Source organism: Kurthia populi (genome assembly GCF_042686175.1).
Taxonomy (GTDB): domain Bacteria; phylum Bacillota; class Bacilli; order Bacillales_A; family Planococcaceae; genus Kurthia; species Kurthia populi.
Map to the genome: position 1 here is coordinate 1 of NZ_JBHUOR010000019.1, position 17,363 is coordinate 17,363.

31 protein-coding genes are annotated in these 17,363 nt (G+C 40.6%); all 31 read right to left on the reverse strand.

What is annotated here, in order from left to right; translation table 11 throughout:
- On the reverse strand, nucleotides 1-267 hold a 267-nt coding region (locus ACFSY7_RS03425; protein WP_380146840.1), incomplete at its 3' end, for an HK97 gp10 family phage protein.
- Complete coding sequence (locus ACFSY7_RS03430; protein WP_380146841.1) at nucleotides 264-593, reverse strand: phage head closure protein; 330 nt, start codon at nucleotides 591-593, stop codon at nucleotides 264-266. The genes ACFSY7_RS03430 and ACFSY7_RS03425, both read right to left, overlap by 4 nt.
- A gap of 1 nt (nucleotide 594) precedes the next feature.
- Nucleotides 595-912: a hypothetical protein gene (locus ACFSY7_RS03435; RefSeq protein WP_139992830.1), complete on the reverse strand. Its 318-nt coding sequence runs from the start codon at nucleotides 910-912 to the stop codon at nucleotides 595-597.
- A gap of 149 nt (nucleotides 913-1,061) precedes the next feature.
- Complete coding sequence (locus ACFSY7_RS03440; protein ID WP_380146842.1) at nucleotides 1,062-1,934, reverse strand: N4-gp56 family major capsid protein; 873 nt, start codon at nucleotides 1,932-1,934, stop codon at nucleotides 1,062-1,064.
- Between the two features lie 24 nt (nucleotides 1,935-1,958).
- On the reverse strand, nucleotides 1,959-2,549 hold the full coding sequence (locus ACFSY7_RS03445; protein ID WP_380146843.1) for a phage scaffolding protein: 591 nt from the start codon (nucleotides 2,547-2,549) through the stop codon (nucleotides 1,959-1,961).
- Nucleotides 2,550-2,618: 69 nt separating this feature from the next.
- Complete coding sequence (locus ACFSY7_RS03450; RefSeq protein WP_380146844.1) at nucleotides 2,619-2,876, reverse strand: Gp49 family protein; 258 nt, start codon at nucleotides 2,874-2,876, stop codon at nucleotides 2,619-2,621.
- Between the two features lie 46 nt (nucleotides 2,877-2,922).
- Nucleotides 2,923-3,105 (reverse strand): hypothetical protein, encoded by a 183-nt coding sequence (locus tag ACFSY7_RS03455; RefSeq protein ID WP_380146845.1) that lies wholly within the window; start codon nucleotides 3,103-3,105, stop codon nucleotides 2,923-2,925.
- A gap of 43 nt (nucleotides 3,106-3,148) precedes the next feature.
- Nucleotides 3,149-4,171 carry a phage minor head protein gene (locus tag ACFSY7_RS03460; protein WP_380146846.1) on the reverse strand — a complete coding sequence of 341 codons (1,023 nt, stop codon included), beginning with the start codon at nucleotides 4,169-4,171 and terminating at the stop codon, nucleotides 3,149-3,151.
- Nucleotides 4,152-5,600, reverse strand: coding sequence for a phage portal protein (locus tag ACFSY7_RS03465; RefSeq protein WP_380146847.1), 1,449 nt, complete (start codon nucleotides 5,598-5,600; stop codon nucleotides 4,152-4,154). The genes ACFSY7_RS03460 and ACFSY7_RS03465 overlap by 20 nt, the downstream gene beginning before the upstream one ends.
- Before the next feature lie 16 nt (nucleotides 5,601-5,616).
- A complete protein-coding gene (locus ACFSY7_RS03470; protein WP_380146848.1) occupies nucleotides 5,617-6,945 on the reverse strand; it encodes a PBSX family phage terminase large subunit in 1,329 nt (442 codons plus the stop codon).
- Entirely contained in the window at nucleotides 6,935-7,849 is a 915-nt protein-coding gene (locus ACFSY7_RS03475) for a terminase small subunit (protein ID WP_380146849.1), read from the reverse strand. The genes ACFSY7_RS03470 and ACFSY7_RS03475 overlap by 11 nt, the downstream gene beginning before the upstream one ends.
- Before the next feature lie 87 nt (nucleotides 7,850-7,936).
- Nucleotides 7,937-8,356 (reverse strand): RusA family crossover junction endodeoxyribonuclease, encoded by a 420-nt coding sequence (locus ACFSY7_RS03480; RefSeq protein ID WP_380146851.1) that lies wholly within the window; start codon nucleotides 8,354-8,356, stop codon nucleotides 7,937-7,939.
- Nucleotides 8,353-8,625, reverse strand: a complete 273-nt coding sequence (locus tag ACFSY7_RS03485; protein ID WP_380146852.1) for a hypothetical protein — start codon at nucleotides 8,623-8,625, stop codon at nucleotides 8,353-8,355. Before ACFSY7_RS03485 ends, ACFSY7_RS03480 begins: the two co-directional genes overlap by 4 nt.
- Before the next feature lie 204 nt (nucleotides 8,626-8,829).
- Complete coding sequence (locus ACFSY7_RS03490; RefSeq protein ID WP_380146853.1) at nucleotides 8,830-9,381, reverse strand: sigma factor-like helix-turn-helix DNA-binding protein; 552 nt, start codon at nucleotides 9,379-9,381, stop codon at nucleotides 8,830-8,832.
- 15 nt (nucleotides 9,382-9,396) lie between these two features.
- Nucleotides 9,397-9,597 carry a hypothetical protein gene (locus tag ACFSY7_RS03495; protein ID WP_380146854.1) on the reverse strand — a complete coding sequence of 67 codons (201 nt, stop codon included), beginning with the start codon at nucleotides 9,595-9,597 and terminating at the stop codon, nucleotides 9,397-9,399.
- Between the two features lie 137 nt (nucleotides 9,598-9,734).
- Complete coding sequence (locus tag ACFSY7_RS03500) at nucleotides 9,735-9,911, reverse strand: DUF3954 domain-containing protein (protein WP_186439534.1); 177 nt, start codon at nucleotides 9,909-9,911, stop codon at nucleotides 9,735-9,737.
- Between the two features lie 107 nt (nucleotides 9,912-10,018).
- Entirely contained in the window at nucleotides 10,019-10,207 is a 189-nt protein-coding gene (locus ACFSY7_RS03505) for a DUF6877 family protein (protein ID WP_380146855.1), read from the reverse strand.
- The gene (locus tag ACFSY7_RS03510; protein ID WP_380146856.1) at nucleotides 10,176-10,406 is read right to left on the reverse strand and encodes a hypothetical protein; all 231 of its coding nucleotides are present in this window, start codon (nucleotides 10,404-10,406) and stop codon (nucleotides 10,176-10,178) included. The genes ACFSY7_RS03505 and ACFSY7_RS03510 overlap by 32 nt, the downstream gene beginning before the upstream one ends.
- Complete coding sequence (locus ACFSY7_RS03515; RefSeq protein ID WP_380146857.1) at nucleotides 10,406-11,035, reverse strand: hypothetical protein; 630 nt, start codon at nucleotides 11,033-11,035, stop codon at nucleotides 10,406-10,408. The genes ACFSY7_RS03510 and ACFSY7_RS03515 overlap by 1 nt, the downstream gene beginning before the upstream one ends.
- Complete coding sequence (locus ACFSY7_RS03520; protein WP_380146858.1) at nucleotides 11,032-11,409, reverse strand: hypothetical protein; 378 nt, start codon at nucleotides 11,407-11,409, stop codon at nucleotides 11,032-11,034. The genes ACFSY7_RS03515 and ACFSY7_RS03520 overlap by 4 nt, the downstream gene beginning before the upstream one ends.
- A 2-nt stretch (nucleotides 11,410-11,411) precedes the next feature.
- Nucleotides 11,412-11,867 carry a hypothetical protein gene (locus tag ACFSY7_RS03525; protein WP_380146859.1) on the reverse strand — a complete coding sequence of 152 codons (456 nt, stop codon included), beginning with the start codon at nucleotides 11,865-11,867 and terminating at the stop codon, nucleotides 11,412-11,414.
- The gene (locus ACFSY7_RS03530) at nucleotides 11,867-12,151 is read right to left on the reverse strand and encodes a hypothetical protein (protein WP_380146860.1); all 285 of its coding nucleotides are present in this window, start codon (nucleotides 12,149-12,151) and stop codon (nucleotides 11,867-11,869) included. Before ACFSY7_RS03530 ends, ACFSY7_RS03525 begins: the two co-directional genes overlap by 1 nt.
- The gene (locus ACFSY7_RS03535) at nucleotides 12,148-12,531 is read right to left on the reverse strand and encodes a hypothetical protein (protein ID WP_380146861.1); all 384 of its coding nucleotides are present in this window, start codon (nucleotides 12,529-12,531) and stop codon (nucleotides 12,148-12,150) included. Before ACFSY7_RS03535 ends, ACFSY7_RS03530 begins: the two co-directional genes overlap by 4 nt.
- A 69-nt stretch (nucleotides 12,532-12,600) precedes the next feature.
- A complete protein-coding gene (locus tag ACFSY7_RS03540) occupies nucleotides 12,601-12,822 on the reverse strand; it encodes a hypothetical protein (protein WP_380146862.1) in 222 nt (73 codons plus the stop codon).
- Between the two features lie 6 nt (nucleotides 12,823-12,828).
- Nucleotides 12,829-13,422 carry a hypothetical protein gene (locus tag ACFSY7_RS03545; protein WP_380146863.1) on the reverse strand — a complete coding sequence of 198 codons (594 nt, stop codon included), beginning with the start codon at nucleotides 13,420-13,422 and terminating at the stop codon, nucleotides 12,829-12,831.
- Nucleotides 13,423-13,690: 268 nt separating this feature from the next.
- Nucleotides 13,691-13,855: a hypothetical protein gene (locus ACFSY7_RS03550; protein ID WP_380146864.1), complete on the reverse strand. Its 165-nt coding sequence runs from the start codon at nucleotides 13,853-13,855 to the stop codon at nucleotides 13,691-13,693.
- Nucleotides 13,855-14,367 carry an IDEAL domain-containing protein gene (locus tag ACFSY7_RS03555; RefSeq protein ID WP_380146865.1) on the reverse strand — a complete coding sequence of 171 codons (513 nt, stop codon included), beginning with the start codon at nucleotides 14,365-14,367 and terminating at the stop codon, nucleotides 13,855-13,857. Before ACFSY7_RS03555 ends, ACFSY7_RS03550 begins: the two co-directional genes overlap by 1 nt.
- A 25-nt stretch (nucleotides 14,368-14,392) precedes the next feature.
- A complete protein-coding gene (locus ACFSY7_RS03560; protein ID WP_380146866.1) occupies nucleotides 14,393-15,310 on the reverse strand; it encodes a DnaA ATPase domain-containing protein in 918 nt (305 codons plus the stop codon).
- Between the two features lie 31 nt (nucleotides 15,311-15,341).
- Nucleotides 15,342-16,163, reverse strand: a complete 822-nt coding sequence (locus ACFSY7_RS03565; RefSeq protein WP_380146867.1) for a DnaD domain protein — start codon at nucleotides 16,161-16,163, stop codon at nucleotides 15,342-15,344.
- 4 nt (nucleotides 16,164-16,167) lie between these two features.
- Nucleotides 16,168-16,383 carry a hypothetical protein gene (locus tag ACFSY7_RS03570; protein ID WP_380146868.1) on the reverse strand — a complete coding sequence of 72 codons (216 nt, stop codon included), beginning with the start codon at nucleotides 16,381-16,383 and terminating at the stop codon, nucleotides 16,168-16,170.
- Between the two features lie 138 nt (nucleotides 16,384-16,521).
- The gene (locus ACFSY7_RS03575) at nucleotides 16,522-17,313 is read right to left on the reverse strand and encodes an ERF family protein (RefSeq protein ID WP_380146869.1); all 792 of its coding nucleotides are present in this window, start codon (nucleotides 17,311-17,313) and stop codon (nucleotides 16,522-16,524) included.
- Between the last annotated feature and the right edge of the window lie 50 nt (nucleotides 17,314-17,363).

Consider the following 17,363-nt stretch of genomic DNA (forward strand, 5'->3'; position numbering starts at 1 on the left):
CTTTGTAGCATAGATACCTGTGCCATACTCGACATAAATGGCCCATTCTGCACCGACTGTGACAACCGCTTTTAAACCACCATCCAGCACTTCAACCTCAATTGACTGGCGCAAGTAACCTGTATCGACAGGGGCTAACGCTCTAGCCTGCCCTTGAATTAGATTTGCCGTATCAATTACTGCACGTTTCGCATCATCGAGTACGCTATTTCCCCATCGTTCAATTGCGCGTTGTAGTTTACTTGAGCCAAATTGCGTAATGCTCATTGACTCACCCTCTTTAATGCCACACGCATAATTTCATGCATGCCGCCCTGGTCCTCTGCATCTGTTTCAACTTCATACTCAACACCTTCGAAGCGGATGCGAGTATTCGGTTTAACGCCCGCACCATACGCATAATACATATAGCGATCTAGTTGATGTTTAATCTGCATCGCATTGTATTTTTCCGTTGCACTTGGTGTATCAATAAAGCATGCAAACGCATCGTGTAACGTGTGCCATTCACCATCTTGCACATTGCCCAGTTCATCTTCTATTCCTTCTACAAATTGCAATACAACTACTTTGTGTGGAAACTCATCGTACACACTACCACCTCAACTTCCTAAAAGGATTTAGCAACTGTAATACGCTAGAAGGTAACGATGTTGTATATGAGTAGCTAACAGTTCCCATTGAGCGTGATACTAATCCCGCTTTATTGGCATAGTATTGAATCGCCTTTGCAACAAATACCTGTACACCACTATTTGTAACCTCTAACGTAGCATTACAATAATCACAAGCTACCTCATAATAAATAGGAGCAAGCATTTTATAATGTTCTAGCCGCTCCGGAGTCAAAATATCACTATTCAAAGCAATAAGCTGTTGAACTTCAACCTCAGTAATTTCCCATGCCATCATCCTTCACCAGCCTTTTTAGGTGGTGTGCGTGGTTTACGTGGCTTGGGCTTCACTTCCTTTTTAACTTCTTTTAAATTCACAGGAAGCGGCTTTTCATGATACCTTCGCAACAACATACAATCCCTCCCCACTATTTTTCTCATGATTTACTATGCCCCTGTGAATTTCACAACGCCCTTATCATCTTTAAGGTTTACAACATAGTGTCGATTTGCCGCGATCACTACTGTGCGTTTTAGGATGTCAGCGTCCTTATTAACGCCAACATCTTGTTTTAGAACAATTTCCACAGCACTCGTAGGATCTTCCGATTCTTCTGGAGCGGTTGTCGAATAGATTTGCAAATACCCTTTCCCAGCCGCTACACGGCGAGAACGTTCAATTGCTTTTAATCCTAATAGTTCTGATACTTGGCCCGATGTTAACGCTCGTTCCTGTACTGTTCCACCAACAGTTAAAAGGTTTTGCACAAGTGTTGTGTAATCTGCTGGATTCATAAATAGTACTAAATCCAAATCCCCTTCAGAATCGAATACTGTAACCGCTTCGAGAATTTTCGCTGGGGTTGTAGGAGAACCACCAACCGTTTGTAAAGCTGTATCAAGTGCAGCAATATAATCGATTTCCACTTTGTCAGCCATCGCAATCGCAAGTTGACGTTCCGCTTCACCTACTGTTCCACCAACATTTGTGATGATAGCCTTCTCTGTAATTTCCACCGCTTTACCCGTTTCTTTTACAGCAACTTCTGTTGTTGTCATAGACATTTTACTTGTGTCCATTGGTACGCCTTCTGTTAAATCTTCTGCGGCGCCGATATAACCATACTTAGGACGAGTAATTGTACTACCTGGCTGACCTACAAGTGTCGTATCTAAATCTGCATATTTTGTAAATTTAATGGCATTTTCCATTTTCCCTGCAATAGCTGGTGCCATGACTTCTGGATCTACTAAATCAGATGCTTGTGTTTGAGCAAAGAATTGCAAATTCAACTTGGCCAATAATTGTGATGTATTCATTTATAAAACCTCTCTTTTTTCCTTTTATTTTAGTTCTTGTAGCAAATTCGGATTTTTGCTAATTAAATCCATTCGTGTTTCATAAGACTTTTTAGCAAACTCTGCTTTTGTTAAAGTCTGTGATTGACCACCTGAACCAAGTGGAGGCGTGCCACCCTTTAAGCCATCTGGTACGAATAAATAATCATCTGACTTCCTCAGTGTTTCTAATTGCTCTGACAGCCCAATCAACTTATCTCCATCTAACGTAATGGCTTCAGTATTTAATAACGCTTGTACCGCTTTAGGATTCTTTGCTTTTGCATCACGTAAAGCGTTTGAAAGTGCGTAGTCATAATCTTTTTGCTTCAGCGTTTGCTCATACGATGCTTTTTCATTTGCATTCTGTTCTTGTAGAGCTGTAATTTGTGCTTGTAAATCTGTGTTACCAGCTGCTTGATTTTGTAATTCCGTAAGTTGAGTGTCACGATCAGTAAGTTGCTGCGTTAAATCTGTTACTTTGGATTGCTCCGCTTCTAGTACAGATTTTTCTACATACGAAGCGGCGTAATTATCTACAATAGTTTGTGCCGTCTCTTCGTTAATGCCCAATGCAAGTAATTCTTCTTTTGTCATAGTAAAACTCCTTTCGGGCCTTTTAACGTCTTGCTGGACAAAATTAAAAACCGCTCCAATAGGAACGACTTAGGCTTTGTATAACTGATTTTGCAAGTTGTAGCCCTCTAATTCCCAAACCTTGCTTTTAATCCGCTCAACAGCTAAATCAAAACCAATTTGCTCGTCATAGTTATTAGGGTCGACACAAGCTGATTCGCCAACGATTGTGAAACCATTCTGTAGTCTTGCTACTACCAGACATTGCTTACCGAATACGCGGTGAAATACCTCATACTCCGAGTTATCCAAAATACTTTGAATTTGTTCTTTTGTAACTTTATTCATCAATACCACCACCTTTCAAGCAAAATAAAAAAACCGCTAGAAGCGGCTATCCTAAGCTAATTAATTCGTAATAAAGTATGCCGTCTTTAGACATACTTGCGATTACATTTTTGTCATCATTATAAAATGTCACAAATCCACCTGCGATTTTAACCTTTGCGACATTAATAATTTCACGTTCCACTTTATGACCATCTGTACCGTAGACCTTCACAACCTTATAAACCATTCCGCTACATCCTCACTCTCAAAATCTCATTTCAGTGCAGTATCTACGCGCTATTTTCGGCCCAGTCTTCATATGTTCTAAATGTTGTAACCTTATTAGGTGGCAACACTTCTTTATCAGCTTTTTGATACGCTTTCGCATATGTGTAGCCATCTTCCATATACTTATCAATTCTGTCTGCTAATCGTTGTTGATACGTGACATTCCTGTAATCTCGACCTCTGCGCACCGCTGGCAACTGCCCATCAATGAGTTTAATCTTCACGCAGCGGCAATTGATGTCCATTTTTGCTACTCCCCACATGGTTGGGCCCTTCGCCTTCATTCCTTTGAAATGAAAATAACCATCCGCATCAGCTTTTTGTCCATCTAGCTTACGGTGCTCATGCCTTGTTCGTGTATCAAGTGTTGATAGCCATACACATTCAATATCAGCGTATTTGCGCATCTCCTCTGTGACTGCTTCGTCTGCTATCGACATTGCTCTAGCACCTTCTGTACGTGCCACGGTGCGTGCTTTGTTTTGACTAATACCAATTGCATTTTCTAACCGCTTCGCCATCTTGAAATACCCTTCACCAGCCAAAAGTGATTGCGATATTTCGATTTGTATTTTACGAATTGTTTCATTGCGATGCACCTCTAATATTTTAGGCAAACATAGCAACTCAATTGGATTGGCTAGTGCTGCTGCAATAACATCTTCACCTGGTAAGGTAAATCCATCTTCAGTTCCTTGATAAACTTGAAACAAATAAGCTGCCATCAGGTACTGTTCAACATAAATGCGTTGTTGAGACATTTCAATTTGCTTTACAATTTGCTTGTAATCTTCATTCAACTGTTGCGCAATGCGTTCGAGTTCCTTTGCTAGTCGATTATATTTATTTAAATCTGTATAACTACTCTCATCACTCTCAACGAACTTACTATACATATTACTAAGCGTTGCCAGAATCTCTTTTAAACGCTTTCCAAGTAGTTCATCTACTTCACGCTCACTCTGTGCAATCAGTTCGTCTAGGCGCTTGATAATGTCTAGTTGATTATGAATTTGTTTCGGCATCCGCTTCACCTTCTAACGAACCGAAGCGGGTACTATATGCGTCTAGTTCAGAAGCTTTCTGATTCTCTAGCCGCTCTTTCTCCTGTGCCACATCGCGTACCCAAGGGTGATTTTCAAGTATAGTTTCATCTGAAATAATCCCTTGGGAATCTCTAGCCATTGTGATAATTTCCGCTTCATTTGTAAGGAGCATTTTATTAAAAGTAAAGGTGACATCACGATAATCAAATTCACCAACGCGTGCCAACTCACAGTAAACGCCAATAAAAAACATGAACTCACGCAATGCTAGCGTAAATTTCCGCTCCAACATTGATGCTTTCATGTCTAACAAAGAATATAAATTTTCGAGTGCTACGCCAGAAGGCGCATCTCCAATTACATCAGGTGACGGATCTACACCCTGACCGGATGTAATAATGTTTTTCCGCAGTGTTTCACCTTGTAATTGATACGCAGCTGTCGGCACTTCTGCTGTAATAGTTCGCAAATCGGAGCCTTCATCTGGCGATAACTTAACAGCCTTATACCGCTTCAAATTCTTCTGAAACTCCGCCAGACTTTCTCCTTCATAACCAATCAATGCATAAATCAGTTCTTGCATATCTACTAATGTATTTTGTGCGTCACTTACTAATTTTTCGTACGCATCAATAGCCGCTTTATTGAAGTGTAAATCACTTAAATGCTCGCTGTTATTTGCGAAGCGGATAAATGGCACCTTGCCCCATGATTTCCCTTCTGTACCCTCAGCATTCGTGAAATGTGGTGCTGGATTCAGTTCTCGTTCAGCATCCAAGTACATTTCGCCTTCAATCATTTCATAGTAAGTGACATCTACATCTGTCCATACTTCTAATTTGATGTGCTCCTCTGCATATTGATAAAAACGGATAGCCGCTGTTAGCTTATACCGTCTGTTACTGTCGTAAATAGGAATAACTTGTTCCGCTTCGGCAATCATATAATCAAATTCGCCATCTTCATTCACAAACGGATGGAGCCATTCTACGCCTTTATTTGAGGCATTTTTAATGAGCTCTGGTAGTGTATCTTCCCATTCCTCCCCAATAATCGTTTCAAGCAATTCCAGTTGCTCTTGGTTATCGGAGCGGCTACCGAAAGACATAGGTTCTCCTGCTAAATAGGCGACTTTTTGGTCCACCAATACTTTGTGCATACCGCTAGGAACTTTTTCATTCGTCGCTTCCTTATCTACACTCTTGCCACCATTGCTGTACGTGTAAATTTCACGTTCCATAATATCTGATTCGTTCCAATAATATTTCTGCCCCTGTAGCATTTTAGAGCTATCAAACGCTTCATATAGGCTTTTCACCGTTTCGATTTCTTTAGGCGCATCATTCTTAATCTGTGCAATTAATTCATCTACATATGTGGCCGCTCCAAAATCATAAATATTATGCATATTCTCACCTCTTTCATTATTTTAAGAATGTGAATCCTTGTCCTGTCATAACGACTTTATTTATGAAATATCTATCGCCATCCATCTGGTGATCATTCTCTTTAATTGGCTTATCTTCACCTCGATTTGCTGCCTTTTCATCCCAAACATACGAAGAAAACTCTCTAAATGTTTCTTTACAGCAATCGTTGTACTTAATAAGCATCCGCTCCAATGCAGTAGCTACATTACGAATCCCATCTACTACATCATTTTTCGCTTTAATTACATGGTGCCCACGTTTCTTTAGCGCCGTAATAAATGAAGCGGCCGATGGATCTACGATAATTCCTTTGAAATTTGTAAGCCCATCGATAAATGTTGCCATATCATCACAGTACTGCTCATCTGTTTTTTGTCTGCCTTTCTTACGACCATCATAGTGATACTCTTTTACCTTGTACCAAATATCTCCACAGAAACCCCACAAACCAAATGTTGTTGGATTCTTTGTACCATAGTCACAACTGACATAAAACTTCTCATATGGCCGCTCCTCTGTTTTTACAACATGCCTATCCTTCTCAAACATGTCATAAATAACACCTTCTGCAAGCACCCATAAGCCTAAGATATAGCGCTTATAGAAAACACCGGAATACAAGCGTTTATAGCGTTCCTTCACTTTTTCTGAAAGCGAAGGGTTATCATCCATCAAGAAATGAATTTGAAATAGATTCTTTTCTTTTAATTTATCTAGAAACTCTACTTTGAACCAATGATATGGACCTGCTGGGTTACAGTTAAACCAAAATTTAGCACCTTCTACAGAACAACGTGCCGTTGCCTGGTCTACGAAGGAGCGGGGCATAAGCGCCACCTCGTCAAAAAACATTCCAGCTAATGTAATCCCTTGGATAAGGTCTTGAGAACCTTCATCCTTACCGCCAAAGTAATAGAAATAATTAACTTGGTCACCTTTTGTAACAGTGAACATATTTTCGGTACGTTGTTCTTTTACGGTATACCCTCGTGCACGCAGCATTTTTTGAAGCGGTTTGAATACGTTACGTCTAAATGAACCAATCGTTTTACCAGCCATACCGAGGTTTTCATCGTTAAATGTTTCCATGGCCCACATGACGAAAGAAAGTGACATCACAACCGTTTTGCCTGCTCGCACCGAGCCATCACAAATAATGCCATCATAATCTTTATATGGCGAAGCGGCATGACACCACCAAGTGAGCACCTTCTTCTGTTTAGCACTAAAAGGAGTAAATTTAAAAAGCGCAGGCTTCTTTTTTCGCCTACGCTCCCGCTTCTTACGTTGTTCTGTTAATAGCTTCTTTACATTAGTCAGCATCCCAATCCACCTCCACACCTTTTAGCGCTTCAATGAATCCATCATCTTCGTATTCTTCATGATCGTCACCATTTGCTTTACGAATTGCAATCAACTCTTTTTCAATTTTTAATTGCTTCAGCTCATTATCATTAAGCAAGTCCATATACTTCGTCAAGAAATCGAGTGCTTTCATTTTGTCGGCAAGCTTCACCGTCACGCCATCTTTGCCTTCTTTGATTTCTGTCACAATCGATGTGTCTATATTCGAAGCGGATTTCAAATGAACGTAGTTCACATTGATTTCCTTATCCTCGAATACTTTTTTATCGTTCGCATCTCGCCCAACAAATACGTCTGGAATCAAACGTTTCTCGGTGCCCCATGCCACGTAGTCGGAGATATCTGCAAATGCAATATCAATCCACTTCTGCAGCACTGCACGAGACTCAATCATGATGCCATCTGCAATGTCCTGTTTGATTGCGCTGATTTCCGCGCGTATCTTATCATTTCTCAGCAAGCGACTGCCGTTGGACATAGCCTGCATGTAGTCACAGTCATAAACCTTTTGATAGGCTTTCGTGGCATTCCAATACTTTGTGTAGTAACGACAAAAAAGCCACTGTTTATCGGTCAAATCACTGTTTTCATTAATCGGTGATTCTTCCGCGATAGACAGCCGCTCCTTCTGCTTTTTCACCTGTGGTTTGTTCTCTTTTTTGATTGGAGTACTCCGTTCATCTGATTGGAGTACTCCGTTCAATTTTTCTTTCCAATTATCCTTACTTTTGGACTTCCAACCGCTTATCGTTTTTTCTGGAACACCCAACATTTCGGCAATTTTACGATTCGTAATTTCACCATTATGTTCCTTGTAAATCTCAAAAGCTTTATCACGGTTAGGATCTCTTGCTCTAGCCACTCATGAATCACCCACCTCTTTTCCTTTTAACGCCGGCAACACTCTCATTACCAGCGCTTATTTTTAATCTATGTAGACTAAGCATCTCTAATATTTAATCGTTATTTCCGCTCGTTCTTCTTCGCCGAATACCTTCTCGGCTACTAATTTCGTAACAAGGGAATCATCTACCCATAAAACACCTGTGCAACCGTCCATAATGCCTTTTACAAGGTTTTCAATATCTGGCTTCTTAATAGGCTTACGTTCACCACTTAATGCTTTTGTTGTTTGTATCTTACTGCGTTTAATATCTGATGTGAGCGGTCTATATATCACGACATGCAACTCAATAGCCGAATCAATTAGTTGTTCAGGTGCATAACGTGAAGCTGTACGTGTGACATGTGCTTTATATGTGCGCGACTCTTTAGCGTCATATGTGCGCACATGACCATTTTGACGTGAAAAGCGTGGACGTTGTTGTGCTTGAACAGGTCCGTCAATTGTAAATGTAATTTCGTTCATATCGTCCGCTCCTTTTCGAATATCTTCACCACTTCGAGTGTAGTGTATATCGCGATTATCACTACAGCAGATGTGATAGCAACGTCGATTGGATGCCCTAAAATCATGTTTGCTATGCAGATAACCGCAGTTAAATCCATTACACCTGATAAGTAGCTATTCATACAATCCGCTCCCTTCTGTTTTTGGACAAAATAAAAAGCACCTACAATGTAGATGCCATATGTATACCGCTCCTGGACAAGAAGCGGCTTGAGAGGTGCAGTCATGGGTAACCGCAGTATAGCGCCTGCTTATGCATACTGTTTATTTAATGGCGCCAGTATATGTATGTGCCGCACGTGGCGGCTTGATGATTAGTCGCTTAACATGTTTGCCCTGAACAGCAATTGTGAGTAGTGCACAGGTAACTCTCCTTGTCGAAGCAGCCATAAATGATTGCGTGCTTGCTCACGCATGAGAAAATGTTGCTCTCACTTATNACCCTCTTTGACTTTTGAGCGAGCACGTTGAATATATGATTGAACAGTACCTTTACTTACTTTTAATTCGTCTGCGATTTGTTGAAAACTTTTTTGTTCAACCGTATGAGCAATGTAACAAAGTCTCTCACGATGACTCCACATGCTATAAATTTTCGCCAGCTGTTTCTTTTCAGCGCTCGTCATGTGCAGCTCTTTTGTATTAATATCATACACTTGCTCTGCAATGTCTGGAATCACATCAAGTGACTCGAAAAACTGACGCTGGTATACAGCATGTTTATCCGCTCCGCGTTGCAAATCGGGATTACGACCATTCTCCATCCAATCCATCGCAAAGACCATCGAATTTTCCATACTGTTTAGAATAGACTTCTTATCTTGAAGCGGCGAGATATTTGTTACTTCGCACTCTTCAGCAACTGTTGCTCTCTTAACTGCACGTAAGTCACTTAGACTATGATCATACTCTTCCAACAACTTATCTGCCCAGTTTTCTAACTCTTTACTTGTATATTCACGTTCTTCCATCATCGTCATCATTACCACAGCACCTCTTTATTTTTGTTTGATTACACCTTTTCGCCGTGCATAGCGTGGACGTCTTATCCCCATAAGTTCCTCAATGTCTGCTTTTGACAATCGCTCTGAGCGTGTTTTCCGCTCCGTAGAAAGCTTTTTCTTCTTTTCATTAGGTTTCGTGTCATTATTGTGTCGTAAAAGGTTGTGGCGTTTAATTTCGTCTTGTAGCGTACGCATTCGTTTCACTCCTTTTTCTGGCAAATAAAAAAGGGAGCACCAAACAAACTCATAGCATGTGCTACAAATTCATTTAGTGCTCCCTGGTTTTTCCTGGTAAGCTTCTTATTCAATTAAATTACTTATTTCACATCTTACTACAATTTTTGTGTAAAATAAACGTTATTTTGCACTATTTTGCTGTTCTGCCATACAATTTCTTGTTTACCGAATCCCGTTGAAGGGGAATCTAATCTTGTAAGGCGACCATCGATTACAGCATATACAGCGTTTTCCTCGACTGTTTCAGTAATTGTGTGTTGTTCGTTATTCAATATATGTAACTCCCCTTTTTCGTGGTATAATTGATTCGTCTAAAATCATATATACCTCGTAAGAGGAGCCAGGCGTTTGTAGTTGCTGCTACAGACGCTTTTTTTATTTATTTACTAGCATGTTGTGCATGTCGTACATGTTTCATATAACGAAGCTGTTGCTCAACATACGGATCATCTTCTTTACCGCCACTTGATGCCCAATCTGTTAAGCGTCGCTGTACGTCTTTTAAGACTGGAAGCGGCATTTCAGAAATTAATTCCTCAATCTGCTGCATAACTGTAGTTGTCGCCATTTTCATCCACTCCTTCCACGTCTTTCGGCTTGCTTGAATAACGTATTGTTAGGTGTCTCACAACATCAAATAGCTTCCCACAATTCGCACACTCGAAATCGTCATATTCTTCTTCTGTCATTTGCCAACTTTCATCATCTACATATTGGCAATAAGGACACGTAATTTCATCAGCGTAATCAACCGATTCTGGCTTCATTACATCAACCTCCCTAAAATCCTTAAAACTTCTTCTCCAAATTCAAAACTGTCAGTTTCTTCATTTTCTGCACGAGTCGCCGCAGCGTGAAGCTTTTGTATTTGTTTTTCATAAATGCGTAGTCGCGCATTTTCCTCTGCAACTTCTTCATAAGCTGTTGTGAGTTCGCCGTACTTGAAAAATTCTGTTCCGACTTGCGTCCGTAATCGCTCAATATCTTTTTCCTGCTCTTGAATATGAATCATCGCAAGGTCAACCGCTTTTTTGCCCCAACCTTTTGTGATGCGCGCCTGTAAAAATTTAATCAATTCAATGTTTTTATCTGTCATCTCGTTATACAAATCTTTATATACATACAGGTCGGCATCAGTATTTTTTAGTGCCTTTTGCAATCGCTCAACCTCCGCAATGAGCGATTGCACATCTTGTCGAGCGTGTGCGATAAATTCCGCGTCGTAACTTTCTGCTGCTGCACCGTACCTATGAATCTCGACATGCCCGTTTTCCTCGCCATCAAACCAAATGTCTGTGATGTATGGTCTGTCGTCACTCGAATTATCGATAATCCACTCACCTGGCGTAGCATTTACTACACGTTCTTTAATCATTTCTAGCTGTTCTTTATTCATCCTAAAACCTCCATTTTTTGTAACGTATTAAATGTACCGCTCGTATAAATCTCTGCCGCTCCAAGTGCAACAACTACCCAATACGCCCCATCAAGCATTTGCTCATACGCTCGTAAGTTGCTTTGCTCCACTCCCAAACGATACGAGAGCGCCACACCTAACAGCGCGTTAAACGTATCGCTTTGTCCTGTAGCAAACTGCTCGTCCAGTAGCCAACTATCGTATGCTGAAAGTGCCCCGGACACTTTTTCGTACACTTCTGGTACCGCTGTGATATATGCAACGATTAAATCCGAATCTGTCACAATATAAAACTTGTATTGCTCTGTGATAGTCGCAAAGTTTTGTTCATGATCTGCATTTAAAAATTCCATGCCTATTCCTCACCCTCTAAAAAAACAACTACTTCAGGTTTCGGGCCTAATCTCACTACCAATTCCTCTAGTTTCTTGCTAGTCGCCCTTTCGTATTTTTCGACACCTATTTCATCTAACTTTTCTAAAATAGTAGGTCCGACGCGTGTTCCCAGAAAAATTATCATCGATTCTTCTGTATCTAATGACATTATTTTATGATTCGCTTTGATGAAAAAAATTCCCATCCCACTACGAACATCTGTAATGCCGAAACCTTCTTGATTTGGCAAAACTGCGAAATCAATATTTTTAACCGTAATACGATACCCTACAGCTTCGTCCCAACCTGCCGCAGTAGCAATTGGGAACACCTCTGCATCGTTATTAATCGTTATGCGTACTTTTCCCTTTAGCTGCGCCGCCGCTTCTTTCATTTCTTGCTCAACGTATGCATCATACATTTCATCTTGATCCATCATTGCACCTCCACAAATTCAGCTTTTTCAGCCCACTTTAAAAACTCTGGAATATTCAAAACTGTAACTTTTCTTTTTGAACGCTTGGTCATATATGCGATGAACATATGGTCTGCACCATATAAAATACGTTCGGTTTTACCTTTACGCAAAACTTGGCCACGCTTGCATTTATAAATTTTTACTAATAACTCTTTTTGCTGTTCAGATAAATCTTCATGCGCATTTACGAGTTCGATAAGTACTTCTAACAACGCGTCTTGCTTATTTTTTGCAACGCTCATGCTCCTACCTCCTCTGGATCATCGATAAAATCGAAAATCGTCATTTGATTACGTTCCCACTCCTCATGCAAGAACTTTTTATAACACCGACGCCCGTAACCAATCGGCGTCCATTTTGTATCTTTTAGCTTGCGTCCGCACCGTTGACATACAACCCCATTAACGAGCTTTATATTGCGAAAACGCTCGTAAAATGTATGTGTAATAAAGACTTTGTGCGCAGCATCCTCATACACATCAAACAATTGCATGTCGTTATCCCAGCGCAAATATTTGATTGTGCCGTCTTTTAACGCCGCATCATTTAACAGAAAATGCGTTAAATCTTGTTGTACTTGCGCGACGTAGTGCTCATGATGTACCAATTCACTTTTGCGCATATTGCCGCTCCTTACTCCATCCCACCCACCCATTTATTCAACTATTCATTTCTTGGCCACATATGCCGGTCAAAATAAGCTCAATTGCTCGGGCTCCGACTCTCGCTCGGTTTCAGCTGCGCCTACTGCAACCGGCACATCAAACAAACTCTTACGATAGAGGCCGAAAAACGAGCGCGGTGTATCGAATTTGCTAGCGTAGTAGTGCGTCTTGCTATGCTCAAACAAGTAATACTGTTGCCCAGCGACTAAATTGCTAGACGCGCCATCTTTAATGCAGATACCTTGCATACAGCGTCACCCCTTTTCAAGACTTGTTGTAAAGTGGGCCAGAAGCGGTTGTACAATACTTTTTAGTGTTTCAAATTCAGCGGATATATCGTTTTGTGATGTAGAAGCGGATTGATTTCTCAAAGCTGTTAACTCTTCTTGCATTTTTTCCTTCTCGGCATCGCTTTTTACGATGTGATCCGTTAGCTTGCGCACGGTTTCTTCTAAAAACTTCACATGCTCTTCACGTTCTGCTTTTTCGCGAAGGAACGACTCTAACGTATCGTTAGCCGCTGTTTTTTCTACTGTTGCTGTGTCCATCATTTCATCCCCTAATAGTTTCTTTTTGATTGTTCGGTACCTAGTCATCGAAATTCCCAAATAAAAGGCGGCAGCACCATCTGGTTGAGTAAATCCTCGCGAAGCTCTATGCAACATTTTATAGTCAATGCTTGCAAGGAACTGCACCTCTTCCGTTCTGGCCGCTTCAATCATTTTTTTACGCCGATTCTTCGTACCAAGAATCGCTCTGCACTTTTCAAGCTCTCGTTCCGCTTTTTTAAATGCCTTGTCATTACCTTGAAGCAAAGCGTTTGTGCGTATTGCTTTCAGTTTTCGCATGCGCTTTTTTGTGGCACTTACAACAGGCGAACTCATCGTTTACATCCATTCATGCCATTTATCTAAAATTCGGTACCCGTCCAACTGCAAGCTCATTACATCCACATCGTGTTCCGATACTTCGGTAATCTCGCGGCCTTTCTTGACCCTATAAAAAACAACCGGTCTTTTTTTAAGTGCTACAGGACGCTGTGTTTGCTTGTGTATGTCCTTGCGTTGTTTAGTAGTCGTACGGCAAATGTTACGGTGGTTATAGCGGCGTTTGCAGCTATGCTGTGTGACTGCAATCCCGTGCTTGTTTGAATCGTTTCTCATTTCCTCTCTCCTTTTCATGCGCCTTATCTTGTTCGATAAGGAATAATTGTTCTGAAATTTCTGATTTTAAAACTTGTAGCGACTCTTGCAATTGCTTCATTTGCTTTTTTAACTGCATTACTTCGCACCGACTAAAGCCATGAATAATTCTTTATCTCGTGCATCAAGTGCAGCGTCAATCGCATGCTGTCGTGCAATATCTTCTGCTACTTCGAGTACTTCGGTGCAATCAAGTGATTTTGCTATCTCAGCGTCCTCCTGAGCGATTTTTTTATCACTTATGACTGTTTTACTCTGACTATCTAAAAAGTCGTTTAAATTAGCCCGTGCGACCTCTGTAATACGTGCTTCAATCTCTTCGTGTGTTTTCGTATGATGCAACGTGCGGTACCGAATAAATTCTTGCAAGCAGAGTTTTACGGCAAGTGCCACATCATGCCCTGGTCCAACGGTGATTTTATTGCCGCCAAGATCGATGTAGCAAATCTCAAACGTGTAGGCATTTGCTCGTACTGTAAAACCTTGATACGACATTTCTTTTTTGAGTGTCACGATGTATGTGCGGTCTGCTGTGACGTTAAATGCAATGGCATTTAATGCGTCTGTACCGCCGTAGAATTTTAATTTCATGTCTATCTCCCTTTTGTTTATCTTTTTAAAATTGCAAGTTCCCAACGCGTTTATCTGGTGTTTCTTTGAACAAGATGTGCAAGACATTACGCATTGCGCGAGACATCATCTTTTTGTCATACATTGGAGGAACAAACTTATGGCCATCCTGATAACCAGTGATCATGCGTTCACCGGACAAGTTAGTTGTAATAATCGTTGCCTTGTCTTGTCGTCCATTTAAAATGCTTCGTAAAATATTGCTCGTATAATCACTTGCACGCTTGTCACTGTAAATATCACCAGTCTCTGCACCTAAGTCATCGATGACAAGCACATCAACACTATTAGCAAGTGAAATAAAGTAGTTTTGTGTATATTTACTTTCTTTGTTGTTAATGGCATCTCGAATGAGTTCCATCGTGCGCCCGAAGTCGAGAAACAAGGTGCTTTTGTCTTTTGCGCCTGATTCGTTCACGTATTTTAAAATACTCATTGCTAAATGACTTTTACCGCAACCAGTTTGAGGGGATTGAATCCAAAGATTAAATGCTTCACCTGCTGCAAAACGTTCTGCCACTTTTATCGCTTTTAGCTTGTTTGTGTGTTCCTCTTCGGTTTGTGTCGTAAAGTTATCGAATGTTGCTGCAGTAATTGTGTTGTCTTGGATAATAGATTGTTTCGTGAGCGTGTTGTGTTTTTTTAAACGCTCTCCATCCGTACAAACTTTCTGCATCTCACTTTGGAAATCATCACGCAATCGTTCTGTACCGCATACTGGGCACTGTGATGTTTTAAAAGCTGGTGGCATAAATACAAAATCGCTATCGTGCTTATCACAATGATTGTCACGGTCCCAACGTAATCCGCCGGCAGTATCACTTTTTACGACCTCATTAATGTTTTGCACTTTACTACTACGCTCAGCACTAAAATGTACTTGCGGTGTGTTGTAATCCTTCATTTTCATTCATTCCTCTCATTTTTTTAATCTGCTAGAACGGCAAGATATGGCCACCAAATTCGGTAGGCTTATTTTTTGCTCGATCTGCTAAATTTGAAGCTTGTTTCTTTTGTTCAGCACGCTGCTTAAATTGCTCATGCGTAGTAACACCTTTTTCTTCGGCTAACTTGCGTAAGACACCCGCTCCATAAGTAAATAAAGGCTTGCCGTTTTTAGCAGCGATTTTTAAAGCTTCACCAATTAACAGCGGATCTTTGAAATCATCCAGCAAACTGCTAAGCTCTTGATCTGTCGTAAAATTACGTTTGCCAATATGTTCGTCAAAGAATGTTTGTAACGTTTGAAAGTTTTTATCGATGACAGGAGAAGGAGGAGTTTCTTGATTTTCTTCCTCTTTCTCTCTCTCTTCAGTATTACTAGAACTCTTAGTATTACTAAAAGACTTAGTATTACTACGTTGCGATTCCCCTAAGTAGGGATTCCCTAAGTTGGATTTCCCTACTTTGGAAAACGTGATGTAGGACGTTCCATCATAATCATCAAGCAGATATGGTTCAACGATATACGAGTAGCCTTTCAAGTGACCTTTTTCATCTCGGAAACGCTCACCTCTGATTAGGTAGCCTACATCTAAAAGCTCCTTGATTATGCTGCGTACACTCGTTTTCCCATTCGATGATCGGTTAACTAAATCATCCTCATAAAATTTCCACCCGTCTTTCTTACTTAGCAAGTACAACAACATACCTTTTGCTTGGAATGATAATGCTGAGTTATTAACAATTTCATTATCTACTTGTGTAAACGCGCGTTTTCTTTTGCTACGGCGCAATTCATTTTGCTGTTCTGTCATGATGTTATTCCTCCTCTTGTTGTACCAGTGCAAAGATGACCGTTGTTACAATAAGTAGTGCCAACATGCTCACGCACATGATCATGATTTCTTTTGTTGCTGTAAGCGATAATGTATACAAGCCAACGCTTGTCATAAGCAGCAAGTAGGCTACAAAACTAACATCCTCGATTACATTTTCTGTCGCAAACATACGGTATACCTTTTTTAAGATTTTCATGCTTTAGGACCCTTTCTACTTCAATATTTAATGCATTTAGACGCTCGATTACTTCGGCAAAATTGTCTTTAGTCGTACGTACTTGCTTAATCGTATTTTCTAAATCTTGTTGCAGTTCTATTTTTTGCATTACCACGCTTACGCACCACCTTTTTGACGACTTTTAACAAGCCCGTCAAAATATATCAGCACACCGCTTGCTTGCGTAAATGTGAGGGCCTTTGTTGATGTACCCTCCGGAATATTGCAGGCGTAGCAAGCTGATTCAAACGCAGTTTGTTTGTCCTCCACTTTTGGACCTGCAACGATTTTTAGCGCATTTTTAAGTTTTTGCGATTGCACCTCAGTTATGAGCTTTTCGCCATCCTTATTTGCACGCGCCGGTTGTTGCTGCATTGGTGGCTGCGGATTACGATATTGCTGCTTTTGATACGGTTGCTCATACTGTCGCTGTTGTTGATTATTGTGTTGATTGTAGTCAGGATCTTCATTGTCAGTCGGTAAGTTAAATGACTTTATCAAAAAGTACCGCTCCGCATACGTCAGTGCGCTACCTATCGCTTTGGCGACATCCTCATTCGTGGCACCATACATAAAAGGAACTTCCAATATTTCTGATGGATTGTCTGCATTTATCCACGTATAAGTCATCTTTCCATAAACCTTAAATTGCGTAGATGTTTTTCCTCTACCAGTCGTAACTTCTTCTCTTTCTACATTCTGTGTATCGACTCGCGGAAAAAGAAGAACCCCTAAATTATTCATAGATTCTTGAATACCTGATAAAATTTGTGAACCTGTTACATACGAGTATTTGTAGCCCTCACCATCTTTTCGTAGCGCTGGAATATGTTTACGCACCTCTACTAGCTTCTGAAAAAGATTTAATGTGCCGGCCGCTTGAACTTGCCCTGCATTATTTGATTCCATTAGGTTTGCCCCCTCTTGTTTTGTGGTATACTTTACGTAGTTATTTTTGA

Coding starts and splice junctions, on each gene's coding strand:
- ACFSY7_RS03450 (WP_380146844.1), bottom strand. CDS start 2,876: ATGAATAAAGTTACAAAAGAACAAATTCAAAGTATTTTGGATAACTCG.
- ACFSY7_RS03555 (WP_380146865.1), bottom strand. CDS start 14,367: ATGAAATTAAAATTCTACGGCGGTACAGACGCATTAAATGCCATTGCA.
- ACFSY7_RS03570 (WP_380146868.1), bottom strand. CDS start 16,383: ATGAAAATCTTAAAAAAGGTATACCGTATGTTTGCGACAGAAAATGTA.
- ACFSY7_RS03445 (WP_380146843.1), bottom strand. CDS start 2,549: ATGACAAAAGAAGAATTACTTGCATTGGGCATTAACGAAGAGACGGCA.
- ACFSY7_RS03465 (WP_380146847.1), bottom strand. CDS start 5,600: ATGCATAATATTTATGATTTTGGAGCGGCCACATATGTAGATGAATTA.
- ACFSY7_RS03440 (WP_380146842.1), bottom strand. CDS start 1,934: ATGAATACATCACAATTATTGGCCAAGTTGAATTTGCAATTCTTTGCT.
- ACFSY7_RS03435 (WP_139992830.1), bottom strand. CDS start 912: ATGATGGCATGGGAAATTACTGAGGTTGAAGTTCAACAGCTTATTGCT.
- ACFSY7_RS03525 (WP_380146859.1), bottom strand. CDS start 11,867: ATGGATCAAGATGAAATGTATGATGCATACGTTGAGCAAGAAATGAAA.
- ACFSY7_RS03515 (WP_380146857.1), bottom strand. CDS start 11,035: ATGAATAAAGAACAGCTAGAAATGATTAAAGAACGTGTAGTAAATGCT.
- ACFSY7_RS03520 (WP_380146858.1), bottom strand. CDS start 11,409: ATGGAATTTTTAAATGCAGATCATGAACAAAACTTTGCGACTATCACA.
- ACFSY7_RS03510 (WP_380146856.1), bottom strand. CDS start 10,406: ATGAAGCCAGAATCGGTTGATTACGCTGATGAAATTACGTGTCCTTAT.
- ACFSY7_RS03575 (WP_380146869.1), bottom strand. CDS start 17,313: ATGGAATCAAATAATGCAGGGCAAGTTCAAGCGGCCGGCACATTAAAT.
- ACFSY7_RS03560 (WP_380146866.1), bottom strand. CDS start 15,310: ATGAAGGATTACAACACACCGCAAGTACATTTTAGTGCTGAGCGTAGT.
- ACFSY7_RS03535 (WP_380146861.1), bottom strand. CDS start 12,531: ATGCGCAAAAGTGAATTGGTACATCATGAGCACTACGTCGCGCAAGTA.
- ACFSY7_RS03480 (WP_380146851.1), bottom strand. CDS start 8,356: ATGAACGAAATTACATTTACAATTGACGGACCTGTTCAAGCACAACAA.
- ACFSY7_RS03565 (WP_380146867.1), bottom strand. CDS start 16,163: ATGACAGAACAGCAAAATGAATTGCGCCGTAGCAAAAGAAAACGCGCG.
- ACFSY7_RS03545 (WP_380146863.1), bottom strand. CDS start 13,422: ATGCGAAAACTGAAAGCAATACGCACAAACGCTTTGCTTCAAGGTAAT.
- ACFSY7_RS03540 (WP_380146862.1), bottom strand. CDS start 12,822: ATGCAAGGTATCTGCATTAAAGATGGCGCGTCTAGCAATTTAGTCGCT.
- ACFSY7_RS03470 (WP_380146848.1), bottom strand. CDS start 6,945: ATGCTGACTAATGTAAAGAAGCTATTAACAGAACAACGTAAGAAGCGG.
- ACFSY7_RS03455 (WP_380146845.1), bottom strand. CDS start 3,105: ATGGTTTATAAGGTTGTGAAGGTCTACGGTACAGATGGTCATAAAGTG.
- ACFSY7_RS03485 (WP_380146852.1), bottom strand. CDS start 8,625: ATGACTGCACCTCTCAAGCCGCTTCTTGTCCAGGAGCGGTATACATAT.
- ACFSY7_RS03460 (WP_380146846.1), bottom strand. CDS start 4,171: ATGCCGAAACAAATTCATAATCAACTAGACATTATCAAGCGCCTAGAC.
- ACFSY7_RS03505 (WP_380146855.1), bottom strand. CDS start 10,207: ATGGCGACAACTACAGTTATGCAGCAGATTGAGGAATTAATTTCTGAA.
- ACFSY7_RS03550 (WP_380146864.1), bottom strand. CDS start 13,855: ATGCAGTTAAAAAAGCAAATGAAGCAATTGCAAGAGTCGCTACAAGTT.
- ACFSY7_RS03495 (WP_380146854.1), bottom strand. CDS start 9,597: ATGCGTACGCTACAAGACGAAATTAAACGCCACAACCTTTTACGACAC.
- ACFSY7_RS03530 (WP_380146860.1), bottom strand. CDS start 12,151: ATGAGCGTTGCAAAAAATAAGCAAGACGCGTTGTTAGAAGTACTTATC.